Origin of the sequence: Marinobacter sp. G11 (assembly GCF_021282325.1) — a bacterium.
Classification (GTDB): domain Bacteria; phylum Pseudomonadota; class Gammaproteobacteria; order Pseudomonadales; family Oleiphilaceae; genus Marinobacter; species Marinobacter vinifirmus.
Genome location: NZ_JAJSPB010000002.1, coordinates 144,331 through 164,613 on the forward strand (window position 1 = coordinate 144,331; position 20,283 = coordinate 164,613).

17 protein-coding genes and 1 pseudogene are annotated in these 20,283 nt (G+C 58.7%); 9 read left to right on the plus strand and 9 right to left on the minus strand.

The window, feature by feature from the left end; genetic code table 11:
* Positions 1 to 8: 8 nt before the first annotated feature.
* Positions 9 to 1,073, minus strand: a complete 1,065-nt coding sequence (gene sohB / locus LWH94_RS02055; protein ID WP_232901070.1) for a protease SohB — start codon at positions 1,071 to 1,073, stop codon at positions 9 to 11.
* 177 nt (positions 1,074 to 1,250) lie between these two features.
* Here sohB and LWH94_RS02060 point away from each other — a divergent pair, with 177 nt between their 5' ends.
* Positions 1,251 to 1,565, plus strand: a complete 315-nt coding sequence (locus tag LWH94_RS02060) for an SCP2 sterol-binding domain-containing protein (protein ID WP_232901072.1) — start codon at positions 1,251 to 1,253, stop codon at positions 1,563 to 1,565.
* Positions 1,566 to 1,651: 86 nt separating this feature from the next.
* On the opposite strand, the gene LWH94_RS02065 is transcribed toward LWH94_RS02060, so the two are convergent.
* The 4 genes from LWH94_RS02065 to LWH94_RS02080 all read right to left on the minus strand — a co-directional run bounded on the left by LWH94_RS02065 (position 1,652) and on the right by LWH94_RS02080 (position 5,490).
* Positions 1,652 to 3,358, minus strand: coding sequence for a chemotaxis protein (locus tag LWH94_RS02065; RefSeq protein ID WP_232901073.1), 1,707 nt, complete (start codon positions 3,356 to 3,358; stop codon positions 1,652 to 1,654).
* Between the two features lie 132 nt (positions 3,359 to 3,490).
* The gene (gene dnaQ / locus LWH94_RS02070; protein WP_232901074.1) at positions 3,491 to 4,201 is read right to left on the minus strand and encodes a DNA polymerase III subunit epsilon; all 711 of its coding nucleotides are present in this window, start codon (positions 4,199 to 4,201) and stop codon (positions 3,491 to 3,493) included.
* 44 nt (positions 4,202 to 4,245) lie between these two features.
* Positions 4,246 to 4,689, minus strand: a complete 444-nt coding sequence (rnhA, locus tag LWH94_RS02075) for a ribonuclease HI (RefSeq protein ID WP_199457563.1) — start codon at positions 4,687 to 4,689, stop codon at positions 4,246 to 4,248.
* Entirely contained in the window at positions 4,690 to 5,490 is an 801-nt protein-coding gene (locus tag LWH94_RS02080; RefSeq protein ID WP_058340990.1) for a class I SAM-dependent methyltransferase, read from the minus strand. It lies immediately after the preceding gene.
* Between the two features lie 118 nt (positions 5,491 to 5,608).
* Between LWH94_RS02080 and gloB the strand changes: the two genes are divergently transcribed.
* The 8 genes from gloB to LWH94_RS02120 all read left to right on the plus strand — a co-directional run bounded on the left by gloB (position 5,609) and on the right by LWH94_RS02120 (position 15,954).
* Entirely contained in the window at positions 5,609 to 6,403 is a 795-nt protein-coding gene (gloB, locus tag LWH94_RS02085; RefSeq protein ID WP_232901075.1) for a hydroxyacylglutathione hydrolase, read from the plus strand.
* A 166-nt stretch (positions 6,404 to 6,569) separates the two neighbouring features.
* Positions 6,570 to 8,309, plus strand: a complete 1,740-nt coding sequence (locus tag LWH94_RS02090) for a LysM peptidoglycan-binding domain-containing protein (RefSeq protein ID WP_232901076.1) — start codon at positions 6,570 to 6,572, stop codon at positions 8,307 to 8,309.
* Between the two features lie 12 nt (positions 8,310 to 8,321).
* The gene (locus LWH94_RS02095) at positions 8,322 to 10,154 is read left to right on the plus strand and encodes an extracellular solute-binding protein (RefSeq protein ID WP_232901077.1); all 1,833 of its coding nucleotides are present in this window, start codon (positions 8,322 to 8,324) and stop codon (positions 10,152 to 10,154) included.
* Between the two features lie 46 nt (positions 10,155 to 10,200).
* Entirely contained in the window at positions 10,201 to 11,286 is a 1,086-nt protein-coding gene (locus LWH94_RS02100; RefSeq protein WP_232901078.1) for a microcin C ABC transporter permease YejB, read from the plus strand.
* Positions 11,286 to 12,308, plus strand: a complete 1,023-nt coding sequence (locus LWH94_RS02105; protein ID WP_232901079.1) for an ABC transporter permease — start codon at positions 11,286 to 11,288, stop codon at positions 12,306 to 12,308. Before LWH94_RS02100 ends, LWH94_RS02105 begins: the two co-directional genes overlap by 1 nt.
* Before the next feature lies 1 nt (position 12,309).
* Positions 12,310 to 13,908, plus strand: coding sequence for an ABC transporter ATP-binding protein (locus LWH94_RS02110; protein WP_058340862.1), 1,599 nt, complete (start codon positions 12,310 to 12,312; stop codon positions 13,906 to 13,908).
* Positions 13,909 to 13,977: 69 nt separating this feature from the next.
* A complete protein-coding gene (locus LWH94_RS02115) occupies positions 13,978 to 14,763 on the plus strand; it encodes an enoyl-ACP reductase FabI (protein WP_232901080.1) in 786 nt (261 codons plus the stop codon).
* A gap of 117 nt (positions 14,764 to 14,880) precedes the next feature.
* Positions 14,881 to 15,954: a 3-deoxy-7-phosphoheptulonate synthase gene (locus LWH94_RS02120; protein ID WP_058340860.1), complete on the plus strand. Its 1,074-nt coding sequence runs from the start codon at positions 14,881 to 14,883 to the stop codon at positions 15,952 to 15,954.
* A 71-nt stretch (positions 15,955 to 16,025) separates the two neighbouring features.
* Here the strand turns inward: LWH94_RS02120 and cobA are convergent.
* The 4 genes and pseudogenes from cobA to lolA form a co-directional block, all read right to left on the minus strand.
* A pseudogene (gene cobA / locus LWH94_RS02125) lies at positions 16,026 to 16,841 on the minus strand (uroporphyrinogen-III C-methyltransferase); the annotation flags it as partial.
* Positions 16,842 to 16,879: 38 nt separating this feature from the next.
* On the minus strand, positions 16,880 to 18,154 hold the full coding sequence (gene serS / locus LWH94_RS02130) for a serine--tRNA ligase (RefSeq protein ID WP_232901081.1): 1,275 nt from the start codon (positions 18,152 to 18,154) through the stop codon (positions 16,880 to 16,882).
* Between the two features lie 118 nt (positions 18,155 to 18,272).
* Positions 18,273 to 19,607 (minus strand): replication-associated recombination protein A, encoded by a 1,335-nt coding sequence (locus LWH94_RS02135; RefSeq protein WP_269802454.1) that lies wholly within the window; start codon positions 19,605 to 19,607, stop codon positions 18,273 to 18,275.
* Positions 19,607 to 20,260 (minus strand): outer membrane lipoprotein chaperone LolA, encoded by a 654-nt coding sequence (gene lolA, locus LWH94_RS02140; protein WP_058340856.1) that lies wholly within the window; start codon positions 20,258 to 20,260, stop codon positions 19,607 to 19,609. The genes LWH94_RS02135 and lolA overlap by 1 nt, the downstream gene beginning before the upstream one ends.
* Between the last annotated feature and the right edge of the window lie 23 nt (positions 20,261 to 20,283).

Consider the following 20,283-nt stretch of genomic DNA (forward strand, 5'->3'; position numbering starts at 1 on the left):
GAAGCCCGCTACTGGATCTTCTGGTTACGGAACGCGCTCAGCACTTTCCAGACGGTGTGCTCGAGCGCGGCACTGGTGGCCAGCCCGAGTTTTTCCGGCAGTGTCCGCTTGCGCTGGAAAGATACCGACACGACATCCCCCCGATCACAAGCCTCGATCAGGTATTCGTCTGAGGTTTTGATCTCGTCAATCAGTTTGACCTCCAGCGCCCGCTTGCCAAACCAGATGTCACCGTTCGCCACCGCCTGGATATCCAGGTCAGGACGGCGCTCACTGACGTATTCCTTGAACAGGCCGTGGGTGTCTTCGAGGTCTTCCAGGAACTTCTGGCGGCCTTTGTCGGTGTTCTCACCAAACACGGTCAGGGTGCGTTTATGCTCACCGGCTGTCAGCACTTCGAAGTCCACGTCGTTCTTTTTCAGGAACCGGTGGAAGTTGGGCAGCTGTGCTACCACGCCTATAGAGCCCAGCACTGCAAACGGAGAGGCAATAATTTTGTCTGCGACGCAGGCCATCATATAACCGCCACTGGCAGCCACCTTATCGACACAGGCCGTCAGCGGAACGCCCTTGCTGCGGATGCGGTCCAGCTGCGCAGCAGCCAGGCCGTAGGCGTGTACCAGGCCGCCGCCACTTTCAAGGCGCACCACCACCTCATCGGTTTTCGGGTCTGCCACACTGAGCACCGCCGACACTGAACGGCGCAGGGTGTCGGTGTCGCTGGCCTTGATGTCACCATCAAAGTCGATCACATAGATCCGTGGCTTGCCGGGCTGCTCACCCTCACCTTCCTTACTGCTGCTTTTTGCGGCTTTTTTCTCGGCTTTGTCTTCTTTCTTTTTCTTCTTCGACCAGCTCTTGTATTCCGCATCGGACATCAGGCGGGTCTGGATAGACTCTTTTAACTTGCGGTACTGGTCGTTCAGCTTGCGGATTTTCAGCTCACCTTCACCTTCGTGGTCATCGCGATCACGATGGGCAGCTGAAAAGATAATAGAGGCAAGAATGATGGCCGCCACAACGAAGGTGGCAACCTTGGCAAGGAACAGGCCGTATTCGGTGAGAAATTCCAAAATGCAGTCTCCGGAAGTGTTTCGCAAAGCCAAGAGTGTACCCGCTCGGGCCAAGTGTGATAAGCCCGAAAGAAAATTAAAACAAGCGTTCGATCAAGCTTGACACACACCCTCTGTGCCCATAAAGTCGAATTGCGAAGTCACCATGACAAGACAACCACCAAAAAGGGTAAAACAATGTCTGTAGCTCAGGTATTTGAAAAGCTGGAAAAGAACTTCAACGCAGACGCGGCACAGGGCCTGGACCTGGTCTTCCAATTCGATATCGAAGACGACAAGACCTACAACCTGGAAATCAACGACGGTACCTGCAAGATGAACGAAGGTGCCCACGATGATCCTTCCGTTACCCTGATCATGAACTCTGAAACCCTTCAGGGCATTGTTTCCGGCGAAACTGACGGCATGCAAGCATTCATGGCTGGTCAGCTGCGCGCCGAAGGCGACATGATGCTGGCTACCAAGCTGGGTGAACTGTTCAACATGGGCTAATCCCCTGCCGAACGCTCTACAAAAAAACCTGCGCAAGTCGCAGGTTTTTTTGTGGCTGGACAAAAGCCCTAAAAACGGGCCGGCTGTTACAGCCCTACGTCATCCAGCGATGATTCCGCCAGCTTCAGAAGATCGGTATTGCGATCTTCCCGGCGGCCGATGCTTTCAATGTAGTATTCCAGCGAGGTCAGAGCATCCGCCAGCGCTTCCAGCACCTGGGAAACCGGCGCTTCGCGGGCATCCAGCAGCCGCTCCTGAATAGAAGCCGCAACGCGTGCGATCACATCCGCGGCCTGCGGATCGTTGACCATCACCAGGCCACCCCAGATGCTTCGCAATGTTCCGGGCAGGTTTGCCAGGTGCAGCTTGTCGTAATCAGATTCAATAAACGCGGTAATCGCCCGCTTGGCCAGGGTCAGTGCACTTCGGGCTTCCTCTGCTACCACCCAGACCGCTTCCTGCAGGTAAATCGACTCTTCTGCTTTGCGCTCACTGGTAGCCAGGGCGTCGGTTTCTGAGGTAATACCACGGGACACAATCTGCATCACCGCGTCTTCAATACCCAGCACCGAATCGGCCAGGCGATATAGTTCGTCTTCCTCCGGCAAGCGATCCTCTTTTTGCCACTGGCGAAGCTTGCCAGCTTCTTCACGGGCAACACCCGCCAGACGGTTCAGGTCGAGCATCACCAGGGTATTGGCCAGGCGTTCGAGAGACTCGGCAATGGACACCAGTTCAGCCAGGTCTGGCTCGATGCCCCGCTCGATGATATCCAGTTTGTCCTTGAGCTGGTTCAGCTCTTCCTGCAGCGCTTCCGACAGGGATTTCAGGACATCGGAACCCGGGCCGTATAACCGGCGGGAGTGGGCTTCCAGAAGGGAGTCCGGAAAATCAGACGGTGCTACCTGCCAGGCCGACAAGACTTCAGCGACTTCCGGGTTGCCGGAACCACTGCGGTACAGCAGGTAGACCAGGTCACGAATCAGGGAGTCAGGAGCGTCTTTTGCGGTAGCAACCTTGCCCACATACACCACTTCACGGGCGTATTTCTCAATACGCATCAGCAGCCGCTTGCGAGCTTTGTTGAACACCATCGCCCGGTCGAGCATGGTGTCCGCCACGGTGGCCAGCAAACACCACATCTGCCCCATGGGTGCGCCCTGGCATAACCTTGCAAAGCCCCGGGCCGAGCGGGCGATCAGTTTTTTGCTGACCACTTCGTTCCTGTCCCGGAGAACACCCAGCAACGCCACCTGGAAGGTCAGGCGCATGCGCCGGGCAAGGATTTCGTATTCCGCTTCGCCACCTTCCAGCGGCTGAATCGCCTTGCCCTTGCAGAAATCCGGACGCTCCCTGACCTCCAGGTCAAAAAAGCAGGATTCGGGATAAGGTTTTTCGCGGCGGGCTTCGCGCAGATCGTTTATCACCGGCAGCAACAGTTCGGGATGGTCTTCCCGCTGCTGGTGGTAATACTCCACATAGCGGCGAAGGATAAACAGCGCACCGCTGAGAGTGGTCAGGAGAATGTTTTTGTCGTCGTTGGCGCCAACAGGTACATCGTTGGCCAGGCTGACGGCTTCCTGGCAAAGCAGGGTGCCACCGCGCAGCTCCACCAACAGGAAAATGCCGCGAAGCTGGTTCAGGTAATCGACACAGTTTTGCAGGTCTTCCCCGCTCTCGCGGTTTTCCTGGAAACGTTCAAGGCTGGCCTCGGCCTGCTTGATGGTCTGTTCGATTTCGCTTTTGACCAGATCAAACGACTGCGATTTCGTCGCCAGAGACGATTGAACCATAAACGTTTCCTGCTTCCTTACAAAGAATAATCAGTTACCAAAAAACTGGCGAACTTCCCATTACTTATAACACAGAATTCAAGTACCTCAAGAAAGCCGGAATGTAACATTTGGTACACCCTGACCCAGTTCTCATTCTGCTCCCTGTAACTTGCTCCAGACCGTTCCGCCGGCCTGTTTTTCCATCATTGCCATGAATGCCTCATGGGCTTCGGCTTCTTCATCACTGGCGCGCACAACGGCCAGCGGCTGGCGCTCTGAACTGATCCTGCGCAGCCCCCCGGCGCTGCCGTCGTCACCGGTCCCGCTGTCCAGTGACAACGCGGTCTGGCCGCCGGTCATCAGCAGATAGACATCGGCCAGGATCTCGGCATCCAGCAAAGCGCCGTGCAGGTCACGGTTGCTGTTATCCACGCCGTAACGCTTACAGAGTGCGTCCAGGTTGTTCTTCTGGCCCGGATGCTTGGCCCGGGCGATAGCCAGGGTATCGACAATACCGCAGTGGTCTGCCGTTTTGCGGACAGGCTTCAGGCGGGCAAACTCGGAATCCATGAAACCGACGTCGAACGCCGCGTTATGAATGACCAGCTCTGCGCCCTTGATGAATTCGAAGAACTCGTCGGCAATCTCCGCAAATTTCGGTTTGTCTGTCAGGAATTCATTGGTAATGCCGTGAACGGTTATGGCTTCGGCTTCCACTTCCCGTTCCGGATTGATGTAAACGTGGTAGTTCCTGCCCGTCAGCTCCCGCTCGACCACCTCAACACAACCAATCTCGATAATCCGGTGGCCGTCGTTGGGATCAATACCCGTTGTTTCGGTATCCAGTACGATCTGTCTCATTGCTTACCTTCAGAAATACCCATCAGACTTTAGAAAATGCCGGTTCAGCTGCCGGACAACTCAGCCACGCCACGATTCGCCAGCTCATCCGCCAGCTCGTTATCCGGGTGGCCGGAATGCCCTTTGACCCAGTGCCAGCTTACTTTGTGCCGGGCGGCTTCAGCATCAAGCTCCTGCCAGAGGTCGGCGTTTTTAACCGGTTTTTTGGCCGAGTTTTTCCAGCCGTTACGCTTCCAGCCGGCCATCCATTCGGTGATGCCTTTACGGACGTATTGGGAATCGGTGTACAGTTCCACCTCACACTCCCGCTTCAACGCCCTCAAGCCCTGAATGGCGGCCATGAGTTCCATACGGTTATTGGTGGTTTGCGCCTCTCCGCCGTGCATGGTTTTGCAGGCATCGCCATAACGCAACAATACACCCCACCCGCCGGGGCCCGGGTTACCTTTACAGGCACCATCGGTATACATCACTACCTTGCCGGCCATTCACACTCCTGAACTGTTCTGCTGTTTCTTTACCGTGCCGGTACTGGCGCAGGTTCCGTGGGAACCCACAGCCCCGGGTAACGACACGACCCGTGTTTTGCGCCAGGGCACCCGCCGCTGCAACCGGGCATAGACACGTTTGCGGGCAAGGATACAGTAATAGGCCCCGACTGGCAGGAAATGTCCATGACAATCCAGGTCTTTGCTTTGCCGGCTTATATAGTTGCCCTTTCTTTGCAGCGGAAGCGTACAGAAAAACGTGGCACTGCCCTCCAGCTGAAACCCCAGCAACCTGAGCCAGTCTTCCATCCTCGCCCGGAGCAGAAAACGACCGCCCCATGGGCCAAGCTGATGCCGGGAAACAAGCTTGCGCGCGCCCCAGAGACTGAGCGGGTTAAATCCGATCAAAGCCAGGTGCCCTTCTCCCCGCAAAACCCGGGCCGACTCCCGGAGCACCTGGTGTGGATCCGGCGAAAAGTCGGCAGTGTGGTGCAGGATGACCAGGTCCATGGAATCCCCGGGAAACGGCAACTCGTCCGCATCGCAAACCGCTACGCCGTCCGGCATGTGGGTATACCAGGCTGGCGTGGTGATAATTTTCTGGGAGAAGTCGGTACCGCTGGCCAGGGGCAATCGATGGCTCAGCCCCACCTGCAATTGCCGGGCGCCGGTTAATCCATCCAGGTGATGGTCAAGGACACGCCGCTGGCTGGCCAGCAGGGCGCGGCCAAGCGGGGTCTGTATCCAGCGCTCGAAACTTTCGTGGCGTGCGGAATAATCTACAGGCTGCAAACCTTTCACCAGGATTTCTCCAACATCAGCGCCCCTGTTCCGGGCCGGATTCGCGGGCGCGCTTCTTGGGATGACAGCACGGTTGCATTATCATAACAGGCACATTCATCGAGCACATGGGGTCACCATGTTCAGTATTCACCCGATTCCGGCGTTTTCAGACAACTATATCTGGTGCCTGGCAGACCAGGAGACCGGCAAGGCACTGATTGTAGACCCTGGGCAGGCTCAGCCGGTGAAGGACTACCTGGTCGCCAACAACCTGGTTGCAGACACCATCCTGGTTACCCACCATCACCCGGACCACGTCGGCGGCATCAAAGACCTGCAGCAGACATGGCCAGACGTGCGCGTGGTCGGGCCGGCGGAATCCCCGTTCAAGGGCAGCAATCACCCGGTTCACCCCGGTGACGAAGTTATCTGGCAGGGGCTGACCTTTGACGTGCTGGCCGTGCCGGGCCACACCCTCGACCACCTGGCTTATTTCAGCCCCACACAGGTCGATGGCAAGCCGGTACTGTTTTGTGGCGACACCTTGTTTGTTGGCGGTTGTGGTCGCTTGTTCGAAGGCACGGCGGAGCAAATGCACCAGTCCCTGAGTACCCTCCGGGACCTGCCCGGGGATACAGCCGTGTATTGCGCCCATGAATACACCCTGGCCAACCTGCGCTTTGCCCGCAGCTGGTTGCCCGACGACCAGGCCCTCGCGGATTTCGAGCAACAGTGCCAGGCACGCCGTGACCAGGGCCTGCCCACCGTGCCCTCAACCATAGCCGCCGAGAAATCGCTGAACCTGTTCCTGCGCTGGGACGACCCGGCAGTGGCAGAAGCTGCCCATCGGTACTGCGCTGAGCAGGGTTTGCCCTCTGGCTCGGACAGCGAAATTTTTGCAGCAGTCCGGCACGGAAAGGATCATTTCTGATCCTTTCCGGCGCTGCCGGTTAACAGTTCTTGTCACAGCTGTAACACGGCAATTCTTGACCGCCGTGAAAGGGCTTTCTTAGAATCCCAACCTGCTATCGACCGTAACCAGTCATTTCTGCCGGCCCTTTATACATGACGCTGCCGGCGCTACTCGGAACTCTTTTATGCCGGTCAAACGACTCTCATATGTGTTACTCGCTTCCTCGCTGCTTTCTGCCTGCAGCAGTCCCCAGATCATGGAGAACTGGAACTCCCCATCAGCCTGGTTCGGATCGGACACTGACCAGCAAGGCAACCCGGTGGATTCCGAGAAGGTAGTGGTAGCCCGGGGAGACGAAGACCTGAAAGCCTCGGTGGCTGCCGGCAATAGCGATGAAGCCACGGATGCCCCGCTGGATGACGCCATATCCCCGGAACTGCGCGCCAAGGCGAAGGATGCCCGGCAAAAGCTGGATGATCCGAAAACCCGGGCAGATGCCAGTGCCGACAGCCAGGACCTTTGGGACCGGATGCGTTCAGGTTTCGCCATGGACCACGCTGTCGACAACGCCAGGGTCAAATCGCAACTCGACTGGTACGCCCGCCACCCGAGCTACATCAAGCGGGTTGTCGAACGGGGCTCCCGTTACCTGCACCATATTGTGGAAGAAACCGAGGCACGGGGTTTGCCGACAGAAATGGCCCTGCTTCCGATTGTCGAAAGTGCGTTCGACCCGTTTGCCTATTCCCATGGCCGGGCAGCCGGCCTCTGGCAGTTCATTCCTTCTACCGGCAAATACTTCGGCCTGACCCAAAGCTGGTGGCACGACGACCGCCGTGATGTGCTGGAAGCAACCGACGCAGCCCTGACCTACCTGGACCGTCTAGCGAAGCGGTTTGACGGTGACTATACCCTCGCCCTGGCCGCCTATAATGCCGGTGGCGGCACCGTATCCAGCGCCATGCGGCGTAACCGGAATGCTGGAAAGCCGACGGATTTCTGGTCTCTGTCACTGCCCAAGGAAACCAGCCACTATGTGCCCAAGCTGATTGCACTGGCCAAGATCTTCGACAACCCCGAAGCCTATGGCATCGAGTTGCCAGCACTGGACGACGAGCCCTACTTCGAAGTGGTGGATACCGGCTCACAGCTGGACCTGGCACAGGCTGCCGAGCTGGCCGGGGTGGATATTGATGAAATCTACCTGCTGAACCCGTCTTACAATCGCTGGGCCACCAATCCGGAAGGCCCGCACCGTCTCCTGGTTCCGAAACAGAATGCCGGAGAGTTCCGCCAGGCCCTGGCGAATTTCCCGAAAGAACAGCGTGTATCCTGGCAGAACTACAAGGTCCGCAAGGGCGACAACCTGAACAGCATCGCCCGGAAGTTCGGCACGACTACGTCCGTGGTGCGCCAGGTGAACAAACTGGATTCCGACCTGATCCGCATTGGCCAGAGCCTGCTGATTCCATCCTCAACCCGCGGCGCTGATGCCTATGCCCTGAGCCAGTCCCAGCGCCTGCAGCGCACCCAGTCACGCAAGCGGGATGGCAACAAGGTTTCCTATACCGTGCGTTCCGGTGACACCTTCTGGGACATCGCCCGCGAACACCGGGTATCGGTGCGTGAAGTGGCTGCCTGGAACGGCATGGCCCCCGGCGACCCGCTGATTCCCGGCAAGAAGCTGGTTATCTGGTCCAAGAACGCACAACCCACCGTTGCCTCCAACAACTCCGCCCGCAGCAAGGCGATGGTTCGCAAGGTGGGCTACCGGGTCCGCAGTGGCGACTCACTGTCTGCCATTGCCAGCCGTTTCTCGGTGAATGTGCGGGACATCGCATCATGGAACGATCTTAATACCAAGCGTTATCTGCAACCCGGACAAAGTCTGGTACTCTACGTTGACATAAGAAACAGCCCTTAACGTGCGAGAACCATGATAAAAACACGGAAAGCCGCCTTTTCACTGACCAGTATTTTCACCTCCCTGGCCCTGATGGCCACCGCAGCAACCACCGTTGCGGAAACCCCGGCGGCTTCGAATCCCGCTCCCGTGCACGGCATTGCCATGCACGGCGAGCTGAAGTATCCGGAAGATTTCAGCCACTTTGACTACGTAAATCCGGACGCCCCGAAGGGCGGAACCCTGCGTATGTCTGTGGTCGCCAACGGCTTCGACAGCTTCAACCCGTTTGTTATCCGGGGTGTTGCGGCAGCTGGCGTCAGTACCTACGTTTACGACACCCTCCTGGAATCCTCTGCCGACGAACCGTTTTCCGAATACGGACTGATCGCCGGGAGCGTTGAAGTACCGGAAGACCGCAGCTACGTGATCTTTAACCTGCGGGAGCAGGCCCGCTTCCAGGACGGTGAACCCATTACCGCCGAAGACGTTGAATTCTCGTACCGGATACTCACCACCGAAGGCCACCCTTTTTACCGCAACTACTATGCGGACGTGAGCAAGGTCACCGTCGAAAACAGCCATCGTATCCGCTTTGATTTCGGTGCAACCGAAAACCGTGAACTACCCCTGATCCTCGGGCAAATGCCTGTGATGCCGGCCCACTACTGGGCCGACCGCAAGTTCGAAGGTAACGGCCTGGATGTCCCGGTTGGCAGCGGCCCATACCGCATCGACAGCTACGAGGCCGGGCGCTCGGTAACCTATGAGCGGGTCGATGACTATTGGGCGGAAGACCTGGGCATCCGCAAGGGCCGTTTCAATTTTGATCGCATCAAGTACGAGTACTACAACGACGATACCGTCGCCCTGGAATCCTTCAAGGCCGGCAACTTCGATTTGCGGGTGGAGACCTCAGCCAAGAACTGGGCCACTGCCTACACCGGGCGCGGCTTCGACAACGGCGAAATCACCAAGGAAGCGGTTGAACACCACCGCCCCAGCGGCATGCAGGGCTTTGTCTTCAACACTCGCAAAGCAGTGTTCAAAGACCCGAAGGTACGCAGGGCCCTGGCCTATGCCTTTGACTTTGAATGGGCCAACCGCAACCTGTTCTTCGATCAGTACACCCGCACCGACAGCTATTTCGAGAACAGCGACCTGGCCTCCTCCGGCTTGCCCTCCGGCCGCGAGCTGGAGATTCTCGAGACGTTCCGGGATCAGCTGACCCCGGCTGTTTTCACCGAGACCTACACGCCTCCGACGACCGGTGACGGCACCTCCATGCGGGATAACCTGCGCACGGCCATGCAACTGCTGCAGCAAGCCGGCTACAGCGTCCGCGACGGCAAGATGGTGCACGCGGAAACCGGCAAGCCACTGGCCTTTGAGGTGCTGCTGTTTCAGAAAAGTTTCGAGCGCGTTGTCCTGCCCTTCCGGCAGAACCTTGAGCGCCTCGGGATTGACGTATCCGTGCGGCTGGTGGACAGCAACCAGTATGTTCAGCGGGTACGGGATTTCGATTTCGACATGATCACCCAGGTATTGCCCCAGTCCGATTCTCCGGGCAATGAGCAGCGTGAATACTGGCACTCATCCAACGTGGATGTGTCCGGTTCCCGCAACTACATGGGTGTGAGTGACCCGGTGGTGGACCGCCTGGTGGAGATGGTCATCCAGGCACCGGACCGGGACGAACTGGTGCACCGCGTCCGCGCCCTGGACAGGGTATTGTTGCACGGCCACTATGTGATCCCCCACTGGCACCTGACCAGGGACCGGGTTGCGTACTGGAACAAACTGCAGCGCCCGGAGGTCACACCGAAAAACGGTATCGACCTGAACAACTGGTGGGTCAAACCCTGACCCGCCGGTTTATTCCACAGCAGTAACGGAAGGACTCCTCCCCTCAATGGGCATTTACATACTCCGCAGGCTGGCCCTGATTATCCCGACCCTGGTCGGGATAATGCTGCTGAACTTTATTATCGTGCAGGCGGCGCCCGGCGGACCTGTAGAACAGCTGATCGCTGAAATGGAAGGCCATGGCGGCAGCGCCCTGGCCCGGGCCGGTGGCGGGGACACCGGCGGCGAGGTGGCGTCGGGCTCTTCTGACAGCCGGGGTTCCCGGGGCCTGCCTCCGGAACTGCTGCAAGAAATCGAGGCAATGTACGGCTTCGACAAGCCCGCCCATGAACGTTTTCTGATGATGTTAAAGGACTACGCCACCTTCGATTTCGGCGAGTCTTTCTTCCGGGATCGTACGGTCATCGAACTGATCATCGACAAAATGCCCGTTTCGATATCCCTGGGGCTCTGGTCTACCCTCATCATTTATCTGATCTCTATTCCCCTGGGTATTCGCAAAGCGGTCTCGGACGGTTCGCGCTTCGACGTCTGGACCAGTTCCGCCATCGTGGTGGGCTACGCCATCCCCGGCTTTCTGTTCGCCATCCTGCTGATCGTACTGTTTGCCGGTGGCAGTTACTTCGACTGGTTCCCGCTGCGGGGGCTGACCTCCGCCGATTTCGAGCAGATGACCTGGTACCAGAAGATTGGTGACTACTTCTGGCACCTGGCCCTGCCGGTAACCGCCAACGTCATTGGCGGCTTTGCCACCCTGACCCTGCTCACCAAGAACTCCTTCCTGGATGAAATCGGCAAGCAGTACGTGGTTACGGCCAGGGCCAAGGGCCTTGAGGAAAAACAGGTGCTTTACGGCCATGTATTCCGTAACGCCATGCTGATTGTGATTGCCAGCCTGCCCGGGGTACTGGTGTCGCTGTTCTTTACCGGTTCCCTGCTGATTGAAGTTATCTTCTCCCTGGACGGGCTGGGCTTGCTGGGTTTCGAGGCCGCCCTCAATCGGGATTACCCGGTCATCTTCGGCACCCTGTACATCTTCACCTTGATGGGCCTGGTCCTGAAGCTGATCAGCGACATTACCTACGTGCTGGTGGACCCCCGTATCGACTTTGAAAGCCGGGAGGGTGCGTAGTGCCAACACTCTCTCCCATACAGAAGCGACGGCTTAGTAACTTCAAGGCCAACCGGCGCGGCTACTGGAGCCTGTGGGTGTTCCTGTTGCTATTTGGCCTGTCCCTGGCCGCCGAGCTGATCGCCAACGACAAGCCGTTGATGGTGTCCTATCAGGGCGACTGGTATTTCCCGGTAGTACAGAACGTACCGGAGGAAACCTTTGGCGGCTTCCTGCCCACCGAAACGGACTACCGGGATGATTTTATCGCCGGGGAAATCAACGCTAAAGGCTGGATGATCTGGCCACCGATCCGCTTCAGCTACAACACCATCAACTACGACCTGGATGTACCGTCACCAGCGCCCCCCAGTGCCGAGAACTGGCTGGGTACCGATGACCAGGGCCGGGATGTCGCCGCCCGCGTTATCTATGGTTTCCGGATTTCCGTGGTGTTCGGCCTGACCCTCACCATTGCCAGCTGTGTTGTAGGCGTGATCGTGGGGGCCATTCAGGGCTATTACGGCGGTAAGGTTGACCTGTTCGGGCAACGGTTCATCGAAATCTGGTCCGGCCTGCCCATGCTCTACCTGCTGATTATCCTGTCAGCCATTGTGCAACCCAATTTCTGGTGGCTGCTGGGCATCATGCTGCTGTTCAGCTGGATGGGGCTGGTAGATGTGGTGCGCGCCGAGTTCCTGCGGGCCCGAAACTTCGAGTACGTGAAGGCTGCCCGTGCCCTGGGCCTGGAGAACCGTCACATCATGTTCCGGCACATACTGCCCAACGCCATGGTCGCCACCCTCACCTTCCTGCCCTTTATCCTGACCGGTGCCATTACCGGCCTGACCTCACTGGATTTCCTGGGTTTCGGCCTGCCATCCGGGTCGCCATCCCTGGGGGAACTGATCGCCCAGGGCAAGTCCAACCTGCACGCACCCTGGCTGGGCATTTCGGCGTTCGTGTCTTTGTCCGTGATGCTGACCTTGCTGGTGTTTACCGGCGAAGCCGTGCGTGATGCCTTTGACCCGAGAAAGAACTGATATGAGCGAACTACTGAACATCTCGGGGCTTTCCATCCGTTTCGACAAGGGCCCGCTGGTGGTGGACGACCTGTCGCTATCCATCAACAAAGGCCAGACCCTGGCGCTGGTGGGTGAAAGCGGTTCCGGTAAGTCGGTTTCCGCCCTGTCGGTACTGCGCCTTCTGGACGAGCGCCACGCCGACTATCCGTCTGGCAGCATCACCTATCAGGGCGAAGACCTTCTGAAGGCCCCGGAAAAACGGTTGCGGCAAATCCGGGGGCGGAAGATCAGCATGATCTTCCAGGAGCCCATGACCTCCCTGAACCCGCTGCACACGGTAGAGAAGCAGATCACCGAAACGCTGGAACTGCACATGGGCCTGCGGGGCGAGCAAGCCCGGGCGCGATGCATGGAATTACTGGCGCTGGTGGGCATTCCGGAACCGGAACGTCGCCTCAAGAGTTATCCGCACCAGCTTTCTGGTGGGCAGAAGCAACGGGTCATGATCGCCATGGCCCTGGCCAACGAGCCGGAGTTACTGATTGCAGACGAACCCACCACCGCCCTGGATGTCACCGTACAGAAGCAGGTGCTGGAACTGCTTAAATCCCTGCAGCAGAAGCTCGGTATGGCCATGCTGCTGATTACCCATGACCTGAGCCTGGTGCGCCGGTATGCCGATAACGTGGTGGTTATGGAGCGCGGCAAACGGGTCGAGGAAGCACCGGTCGCCATCCTGTTTGAATCGCCATCCCACCCCTACACCCGCAAGCTGATTGATGCGGAGCCACCGGAACACCCGGTTGCGGCAGAAACCGGCGGCCCTGAGCTGATCAAAGTCGATAAGCTGAACGTGCACTTCCCCATCAAAAAGGACCTGTTTGGCCGGGTAAAAGAGAGCTACCACGCCGTTCGGGACGTGGCTTTCACGGTGCGCCCCGGGGAAACCCTGGGCATTGTCGGCGAAAGCGGCAGTGGCAAGACCACCATCGGCCACGCCTTGTTAAAGCTTACCGGCGCAACCGGCAACATCCAGCTGGGTGGCACCGACATCGGCAACCTCACCCAGAAAGCCTTCCGGCCCTGGCGCAAGCGTATCCAGATTGTGTTCCAGGACCCGTTCGGCAGCCTGAGCCCGCGCATGTCCATTGCCGAAATTGTTGGCGAAGGCCTGACGATTCACGACCCGGACAACCAGGACCAGCACGAAGCCCGTGTCATCCGGGCCTTGCAGGATGTCGGCCTGGACCCGGAAGCCAGGCACCGATACCCCCATGAGTTCTCCGGTGGGCAACGCCAGCGCATTGCCATCGCCCGTGCCCTGGTTCTGCAACCTGAGCTGATTATCCTGGACGAGCCGACATCCGCGCTGGACCGAACCGTGCAGAAACAGGTGATCGAACTGTTGCGGGATATACAGCAGCGATATCGGTTAAGCTATATCTTTATCAGCCATGACCTGGCCGTCGTCCGGGCATTGAGCCACAAACTGCTGGTGCTCCATCATGGCAGCATCGTGGAGTACGGCGATGCGGAGAAGATTTTCCGGCAACCGGAACAGCCGTACACCCGGGAATTGCTGAACGCAGCCTTCTTCTACCAGACTACGACCAATTGACCGTTACCCGCGTGTACCCCGGTCGGGGATAATACGCGCAAATCACAGGAACACAGGGAGCAGATACCCATGGGAATTCTCAGTGGCAAGAAAGCACTGATTGTTGGCGTAGCCAGCAAGCATTCCATCGCTTACGGCATTGCCGAGGCGTTCGCCCGTGAAGGCGCCGAACTGGCCTTCACCTACCAGAACGAAAAGCTGCAGTCCCGCGTTGAAAAATTCGCGGAACAGTGGGGCAGCACTATCACCCTGCCCTGCGATGTCGCCAGCGACGAGCAAATCGAGAATGTGTTCACCGAGCTGAACAAGCACTGGGACAACATCGACATCATCATCCACGCCGTTGGCTTTGCCCCGGCCCACGAGCTGAACGGCAACTATGTGGATGTCACCACCCGCGAAGGCTTCAAGATTGCCCACGACATCAGCTCCTACAGCTTCGTGGCGCTGGCCAAGGGTGCCCGCAAGATGATGCACGAAGGCAGCAGCCTGCTGACCCTGAGCTACCTGGGTGCCGAGCGTGTCCTGCAGAACTATAACGTGATGGGCCTGGCCAAGGCCTCACTGGAAGCCAACGTCCGTTACATGGCCGCCAGCCTGGGCGAAGAAGGCATCCGGGTGAACGCGATTTCTGCCGGCCCGATCAAGACCCTGGCCGCCTCCGGTATCGCCAGCTTCCGCCGTATGCTGAGCGAGAACGCCAAGCGCGCTCCGTTGCGTCGTAACGTGACCACCATTGAAGTAGGTAACGCCGCTGCGTTTATGTCGTCTGACCTGGCTTCCGGTATCACCGGCGAGATTCTGTACGTAGACGCCGGCGCCAATATCTCCGGCATGGGTTCGCTGGACGACTGAGCACCGCCGTTGAAAAGCACTGCCAAATAACGCAGACTAACCAGCTCACCGGCGGGCGGACAACCGCCTGCCGGCACCATTTGCGTTAATCTTCAGTCACCGGGGAAGCACTACAAGATGTCGGGCAAGAAACTGGAAAACCTGAACGTGGCCAGCCAGGAACCACTGATCACTCCTGAAGCCCTGAAAAGCGAACTGCCGCTTTCAGATACCGCTGCAGAAACCGTGGCCAACGGCCGTCAGGCAATCTACGACATCATGGACGGCAAAGACCACCGTCTGTTCATTGTAGTTGGCCCCTGCTCTATCCACGACGTGGACGCTGCCCGGGACTATGCCAACCGACTGAAGAAACTGGCCGACGAAGTCAGCGATACCCTGCTGCTGGTGATGCGGGTTTACTTCGAAAAGCCGCGGACCACCGTTGGCTGGAAAGGCCTGATCAACGATCCGCACCTGAACGATACCTTCGACATCGAACAGGGCCTGCACATCGGCCGTCGCCTGCTGCTGGATATCAATGAACTGGGCCTGCCAACGGCAACCGAGGCGCTGGATCCGATTTCTCCGCAGTACCTGCAGGACACCATCGCCTGGTCTGCCATCGGAGCCCGTACCACGGAATCCCAGACCCACCGGGAAATGAGCAGTGGCCTGTCTATGGCTATCGGCTTCAAGAACGGCACCGACGGCAGCCTGGATGTTGCTGTTAACGCCATGAAGTCGGTCTCCCACCCTCACAGCTTCCTGGGCATCGACCAGCAGGGTAAAGGCGCCATCATCCGCACCAAGGGCAACAACTACGGTCACGTAGTACTGCGCGGTGGCGGAGGCAAGCCCAACTACGACTCTGTGAACGTTGCCCTGTGTGAGCAGGCGCTGGAGAAAGCCGATCTGCGCAAGTCCATCATGGTGGACTGCAGCCACGCCAACTCCAGCAAAGACCCGGCCATCCAGCCGCTGGTAATGCAAGACGTTACCCACCAGATCCTGGAAGGCAACAAGTCTATCCAGAGCCTGATGGTGGAAAGCAACATCAACTGGGGCAACCAGTCTATTCCGGAAAACCTGGCAGACCTGAAGTACGGCGTGTCTGTGACCGACGCCTGTATCGACTGGGAAACCACCGAGAAAGCAATCCGCACCATGCGTGAAAAGCTCAAGGACGTACTGCCCAAGCGAATCGACTGATTCGATTCGCGAGGCATAAAAAAACCGGGCTCATTCAGCCCGGTTTTTTTGTGCCTGATGTTTGGCCAAACTCAATATGGCTCGGGTTGTACGCCCAGCCAGTCCAGGCGGTTGCGCAGGGTGACCACCTCGCCAATAATCACCAGCGTGGGCGCGGCCACTTCCCGGTTTTCGATAATACCCACGATGGTCTCCAGCGTACCGGTAATGACTTCCTGCTCCGGCGTGGTGCCCTTTGACACCAGTGCAACCGGCATATCCGGCGCCATGCCGTGGGCGATCAACTCCCGACTGATAATCGGCAGGCCCACCAGCCCCATGTAGAACACCAGGGTCTGGCTGGTCTGCACAAAATCAGCCCAGGGCAGATCACAACTGTCGTTCTTCAGGTGGCCGGTAATAAACCGGACCGACTGGGCATAGTCCCGATGGGTCAACGGAATTCCCGCGTAGGCCGAACAACCAGAGGCGGCGGTGATACCCGGCACGACCTGAAACCGCACCCCGGCCTGGGCCAGGGTTTCGATTTCCTCGCCACCACGGCCGAAGATAAACGGATCGCCGCCCTTCAGGCGTACTACCTTATGCCCTTCACGGGCCAGGTCCACCAGGCGCTGGTTAATCTGATCCTGCGGCAGGGTATGGTTAGCACGCTGCTTGCCGACATGGATCTTCTCGGCAGTTTCCGGAATCAGCGCCATGATTTCCGGTGACACCAGGCGGTCGTACAATACCACTTCCGCGTTGGTAATCAGCCGCCAGGCTTTCAGGGTCAGCAACTCGGGGTCGCCGGGCCCGGCGCCCACCAGGGCAACCTCTCCGGCAGAGTTGTTCGGGTTTTCGGTAATCGGATTCACCCGATACCTTGGTGCGGCAGAGGCCACACCAATCGCTCCTGGCGGTGGAGTACCTTCGTTATTCTGGCTCATTGGATTCTGTCCAGGCCTCTCATATACGGCTTCAGCACTTCCGGAACGAGGATGCTGCCGTCCGCCTGCTGGTAGTTTTCCATCACCGCAATCATGGCACGGCCCACCGCCAGGCCGGAGCCATTAAGGGTGTGTACCGGCTCCGGCTTGCCGGTTTCCGGGTTGCGCCAGCGGGCCTGCATACGGCGGGCCTGGAAATCGCGGGTATTGGAGCAGGAAGAAATTTCACGGTACTTGCCCTGCCCCGGCAACCACACTTCCAGGTCGAAGGTCTTGGCCGCAGAGAAGCCCATATCGCCGCCACACAGGGTCATTACCCGGTACGGCAGTTCCAGCAGTTGCAGCACTTTCTCGGCGTGGCCGGTGAGCTGCTCCAGCGCCTTGGCGGAGTCTTCGGGGCGCACCACCTGAACCAGCTCTACCTTGTCGAACTGGTGCTGGCGAATCATGCCCCGCACGTCGCGGCCGTATGAGCCGGCTTCGCTGCGGAAACAGGGTGTGTGGCAGACCAGGCGCAGCGGCAACTCCGCATCATCCAGAATGGTGTCAGACACCAGGTTGGTGGCCGGCACTTCCGCCGTCGGAATCAGGTACAGCGGGTTGTCGCCGGCGGTACGGAACAAGTCTTCCTCGAACTTCGGCAACTGACCGGTACCAAACAGGGTATTGGCATTCACCAGGTACGGCACATAGGCCTCGGTGTAACCATGCTCTTCGGTGTGCAGGTCGAGCATGAACTGGGCCAGGGCCCGGTGCAGACGGGCCAGCTGGCCCCGCATAACGGCAAACCGGGAATGGGCCAGCTGGCTGGCTTTCTCGAAATCCAGGCCTTTCAGGTCTTCACCCAGTGCCACGTGGTCTTTCGGCTCAAAGTCGAATTCCCGGGGGGTGCCCCACAGGCGGGTTTCAACGTTGTCGTCTTCATTCTTGCCCGCCGGAACGTCTTCGTCCGGCAGGTTGGGAATTCCGGCGAAGAAGGCATTCAGGGATTCCTGGACGGAACGCAATTCGTCTTCCGCTTCAGCCTTCTGGCGCTTCAGGTTGTCCACTTCCTCCAGCAAAGGCTGGATATCCTCACCGGCCGCCTTGGCCTTGCCGATGGACTTGGAACGCTTGTTCTGCTCGCTCTGCAGTGTTTCCGTACGAACCTGGATGGCTCGGCGGCTTTCCTCTAACCGTTCGAAGGTAGCCACATCAAACTCGAAGTTCTTAATGGCCAGCCGGCGGGCGATTTCTTCAGTCTGGGTACGGACACGTTTCGGATCGAGCATGATCTTCCTGAATTTTCCGGTTAACGAATGAAATAGAATATAGCGGCATTATACCTGCCGCAGTGCTGCTGACCACCTTCTGCCCTGCGCCCGGCGTAAATTCAGTAAACCGGGAGTATCAATAGCGTTTTTTCGGGCTCTGGGCATCCAGGGCGTCGAGCCGTTGGCGTTTCTCGGCCAGCTTGATTTCCAGCCCGCGCATCACCGGTTCGTAATAACGGCGCTGGTGGATGGCTTCCGGCAGGTAGGATTCGCCGGCGGCGAAGGCATCCGGCTCGTCATGGGCGTAACGGTATTCCTCGCCATGGCCCATGCTTTTGAGGAGCTTGGTCGGGGCATTTCGCAGGTGCACCGGCACTTCATAATCCGGGTCTTTGCGAATGTCGGCCATGCACTGGTTGTAGGCCTTGTAGACCGCATTGCTCTTGGGCGCCATGGCCAGGTAGGTAACCGCCTGGGCCAGGGCCAGTTCCCCTTCCGGAGAGCCGAGCCTTTCCTGTGCATCCCAGGCCTGCATGGTGATCTGCAGCGCCCGGGGGTCCGCGTTGCCGATATCCTCGCTGGCAATCCGCACCAGCCGCCGCGCCACGTAGAGCGGATCGCAACCGCCGTCGAGCATCCGGCACAGCCAGTACAGGGAGCCGTCCGGGTTGGAGCCACGCACGGATTTGTGCAGGGCGGAGATCTGGTCGTAGAACACGTCGCCGCCCTTATCGAAGCGGCGCAAACTGGTTTGCAGCACCTGCTCCAGGGTGGCGGCGGTAATACGGCTGGCCTCTGGCCCTTCCGGGTCTGCCAGGTCGGCCGCGACTTCCAGAATATTCAGGGCGCGGCGGGCATCGCCACCGGCGGATTCGGCCAGGGTGTCCAGTACGTCTTCGTCAATCAGCAGCCTGCCGCCAAAACCGGCGTCACTGGTGAGCGCCCGGTTCAGGAGTTGCAGGATGTCATCCCGCTCAAGGTTTTTGAGCACGTAAACCCGGGTGCGGGATAACAGGGCGCTGTTTAGCTCGAAGGAAGGGTTTTCCGTAGTGGCGCCCACAAAGATAAAGGTGCCGTTTTCGATATGAGGAAGAAAAGCATCCTGCTGGCTTTTGTTGAAGCGGTGCACCTCGTCCACAAACAGCAGGGTTTCCCGCCCCTGGGACTGTTTTCGATTGCGGGCCCGCTCCACCACTTCGCGGATTTCTTTCACCCCGCTAAGTACGGCAGACAGGGTTTCATAGGAAAGCTCGCCAACATTGGCCAGCAACCGGGCAAAGGTGGTTTTGCCCACCCCGGGCGGGCCCCACAGGATCATGGAGTGCAACTGGCCCTGCTCTACCGCCCGGCGCAGGGGTTTGCCGGGGCCAACGAGGTGCTTCTGGCCTACGTAGTCATCAAGGGTTGCCGGCCGCATGCGGGCGGCCAGCGGCTGGAAACCGGCTTCAGTCTGAAACAGGCTGTCTTGCATCAGACGCCATCCCGGATAACATCAACCTCCTCCGGGTATTCCAGCCGGAAGGCGCTGCGTTCAATGTCTTCGTTCAGGCGGATCTCGTCAAAGCTGAGAATGCTCATCTGGGACAGGGAATCCTCCATGCGCATTTCCTGCAGTTCACCATCGTAGAAGCTCAGGCGCAAGGAGGTGAACAGCGAGTCGGCGCTGCGGGGTTCCAGGGTAAACTCCCGGGTATCTTCCCCGATACTGCGGCCAGACACCCTGTAGCTCTCATTCAGGTTACCCACTTCGCCACTGAGCAACAGCGCCGGAGTAGTCTGGATACGGTCATCCAGGGTATGAATGGTCACCTGCTCCAGGTCCGGATCGTAAACCTCTACTTTTTCACCATCACTGACAATGAACTGGGACAGCGGCGCACCGGTTTCCCAGTAGAACAGGCCCGGGCGTTTGGCCTTAAGGTTGCCCCGGGTTTCCTGCACGCGACCGCCGCTGGAGTCCACCACAATCTGGATAAACCGAGCCTGGTAGGTTTCGTAGCTGCGCAACATGGCGGACAGCTGCTCTGCCGCTTTCAGGGATTCCTGCTCGCTGTCAGCCAGGGCCGGTGCTGCCGAGCCAAGGGCCGTCACCAACGCGAACCCGGCCAGCAGTGATCTAATCATAGTACCCTTCAAAGCACCTAGCA

Bases quoted from the DNA above. Each gene is read 5' to 3' on its own strand.
- LWH94_RS02135 (WP_269802454.1), bottom strand. From the start codon at position 19,607: ATGCAAGACAGCCTGTTTCAGACTGAAGCCGGTTTCCAGCCGCTGGCC.
- LWH94_RS02100 (WP_232901078.1), top strand. From the start codon at position 10,201: ATGGGCATTTACATACTCCGCAGGCTGGCCCTGATTATCCCGACCCTG.
- LWH94_RS02065 (WP_232901073.1), bottom strand. From the start codon at position 3,358: ATGGTTCAATCGTCTCTGGCGACGAAATCGCAGTCGTTTGATCTGGTC.
- serS (WP_232901081.1), bottom strand. From the start codon at position 18,154: ATGCTCGATCCGAAACGTGTCCGTACCCAGACTGAAGAAATCGCCCGC.
- LWH94_RS02060 (WP_232901072.1), top strand. From the start codon at position 1,251: ATGTCTGTAGCTCAGGTATTTGAAAAGCTGGAAAAGAACTTCAACGCA.
- gloB (WP_232901075.1), top strand. From the start codon at position 5,609: ATGTTCAGTATTCACCCGATTCCGGCGTTTTCAGACAACTATATCTGG.
- dnaQ (WP_232901074.1), bottom strand. From the start codon at position 4,201: ATGAGACAGATCGTACTGGATACCGAAACAACGGGTATTGATCCCAAC.
- rnhA (WP_199457563.1), bottom strand. From the start codon at position 4,689: ATGGCCGGCAAGGTAGTGATGTATACCGATGGTGCCTGTAAAGGTAAC.
- LWH94_RS02110 (WP_058340862.1), top strand. From the start codon at position 12,310: ATGAGCGAACTACTGAACATCTCGGGGCTTTCCATCCGTTTCGACAAG.
- LWH94_RS02120 (WP_058340860.1), top strand. From the start codon at position 14,881: ATGTCGGGCAAGAAACTGGAAAACCTGAACGTGGCCAGCCAGGAACCA.
- LWH94_RS02090 (WP_232901076.1), top strand. From the start codon at position 6,570: ATGCCGGTCAAACGACTCTCATATGTGTTACTCGCTTCCTCGCTGCTT.
- lolA (WP_058340856.1), bottom strand. From the start codon at position 20,260: ATGATTAGATCACTGCTGGCCGGGTTCGCGTTGGTGACGGCCCTTGGC.
- LWH94_RS02095 (WP_232901077.1), top strand. From the start codon at position 8,322: ATGATAAAAACACGGAAAGCCGCCTTTTCACTGACCAGTATTTTCACC.
- LWH94_RS02115 (WP_232901080.1), top strand. From the start codon at position 13,978: ATGGGAATTCTCAGTGGCAAGAAAGCACTGATTGTTGGCGTAGCCAGC.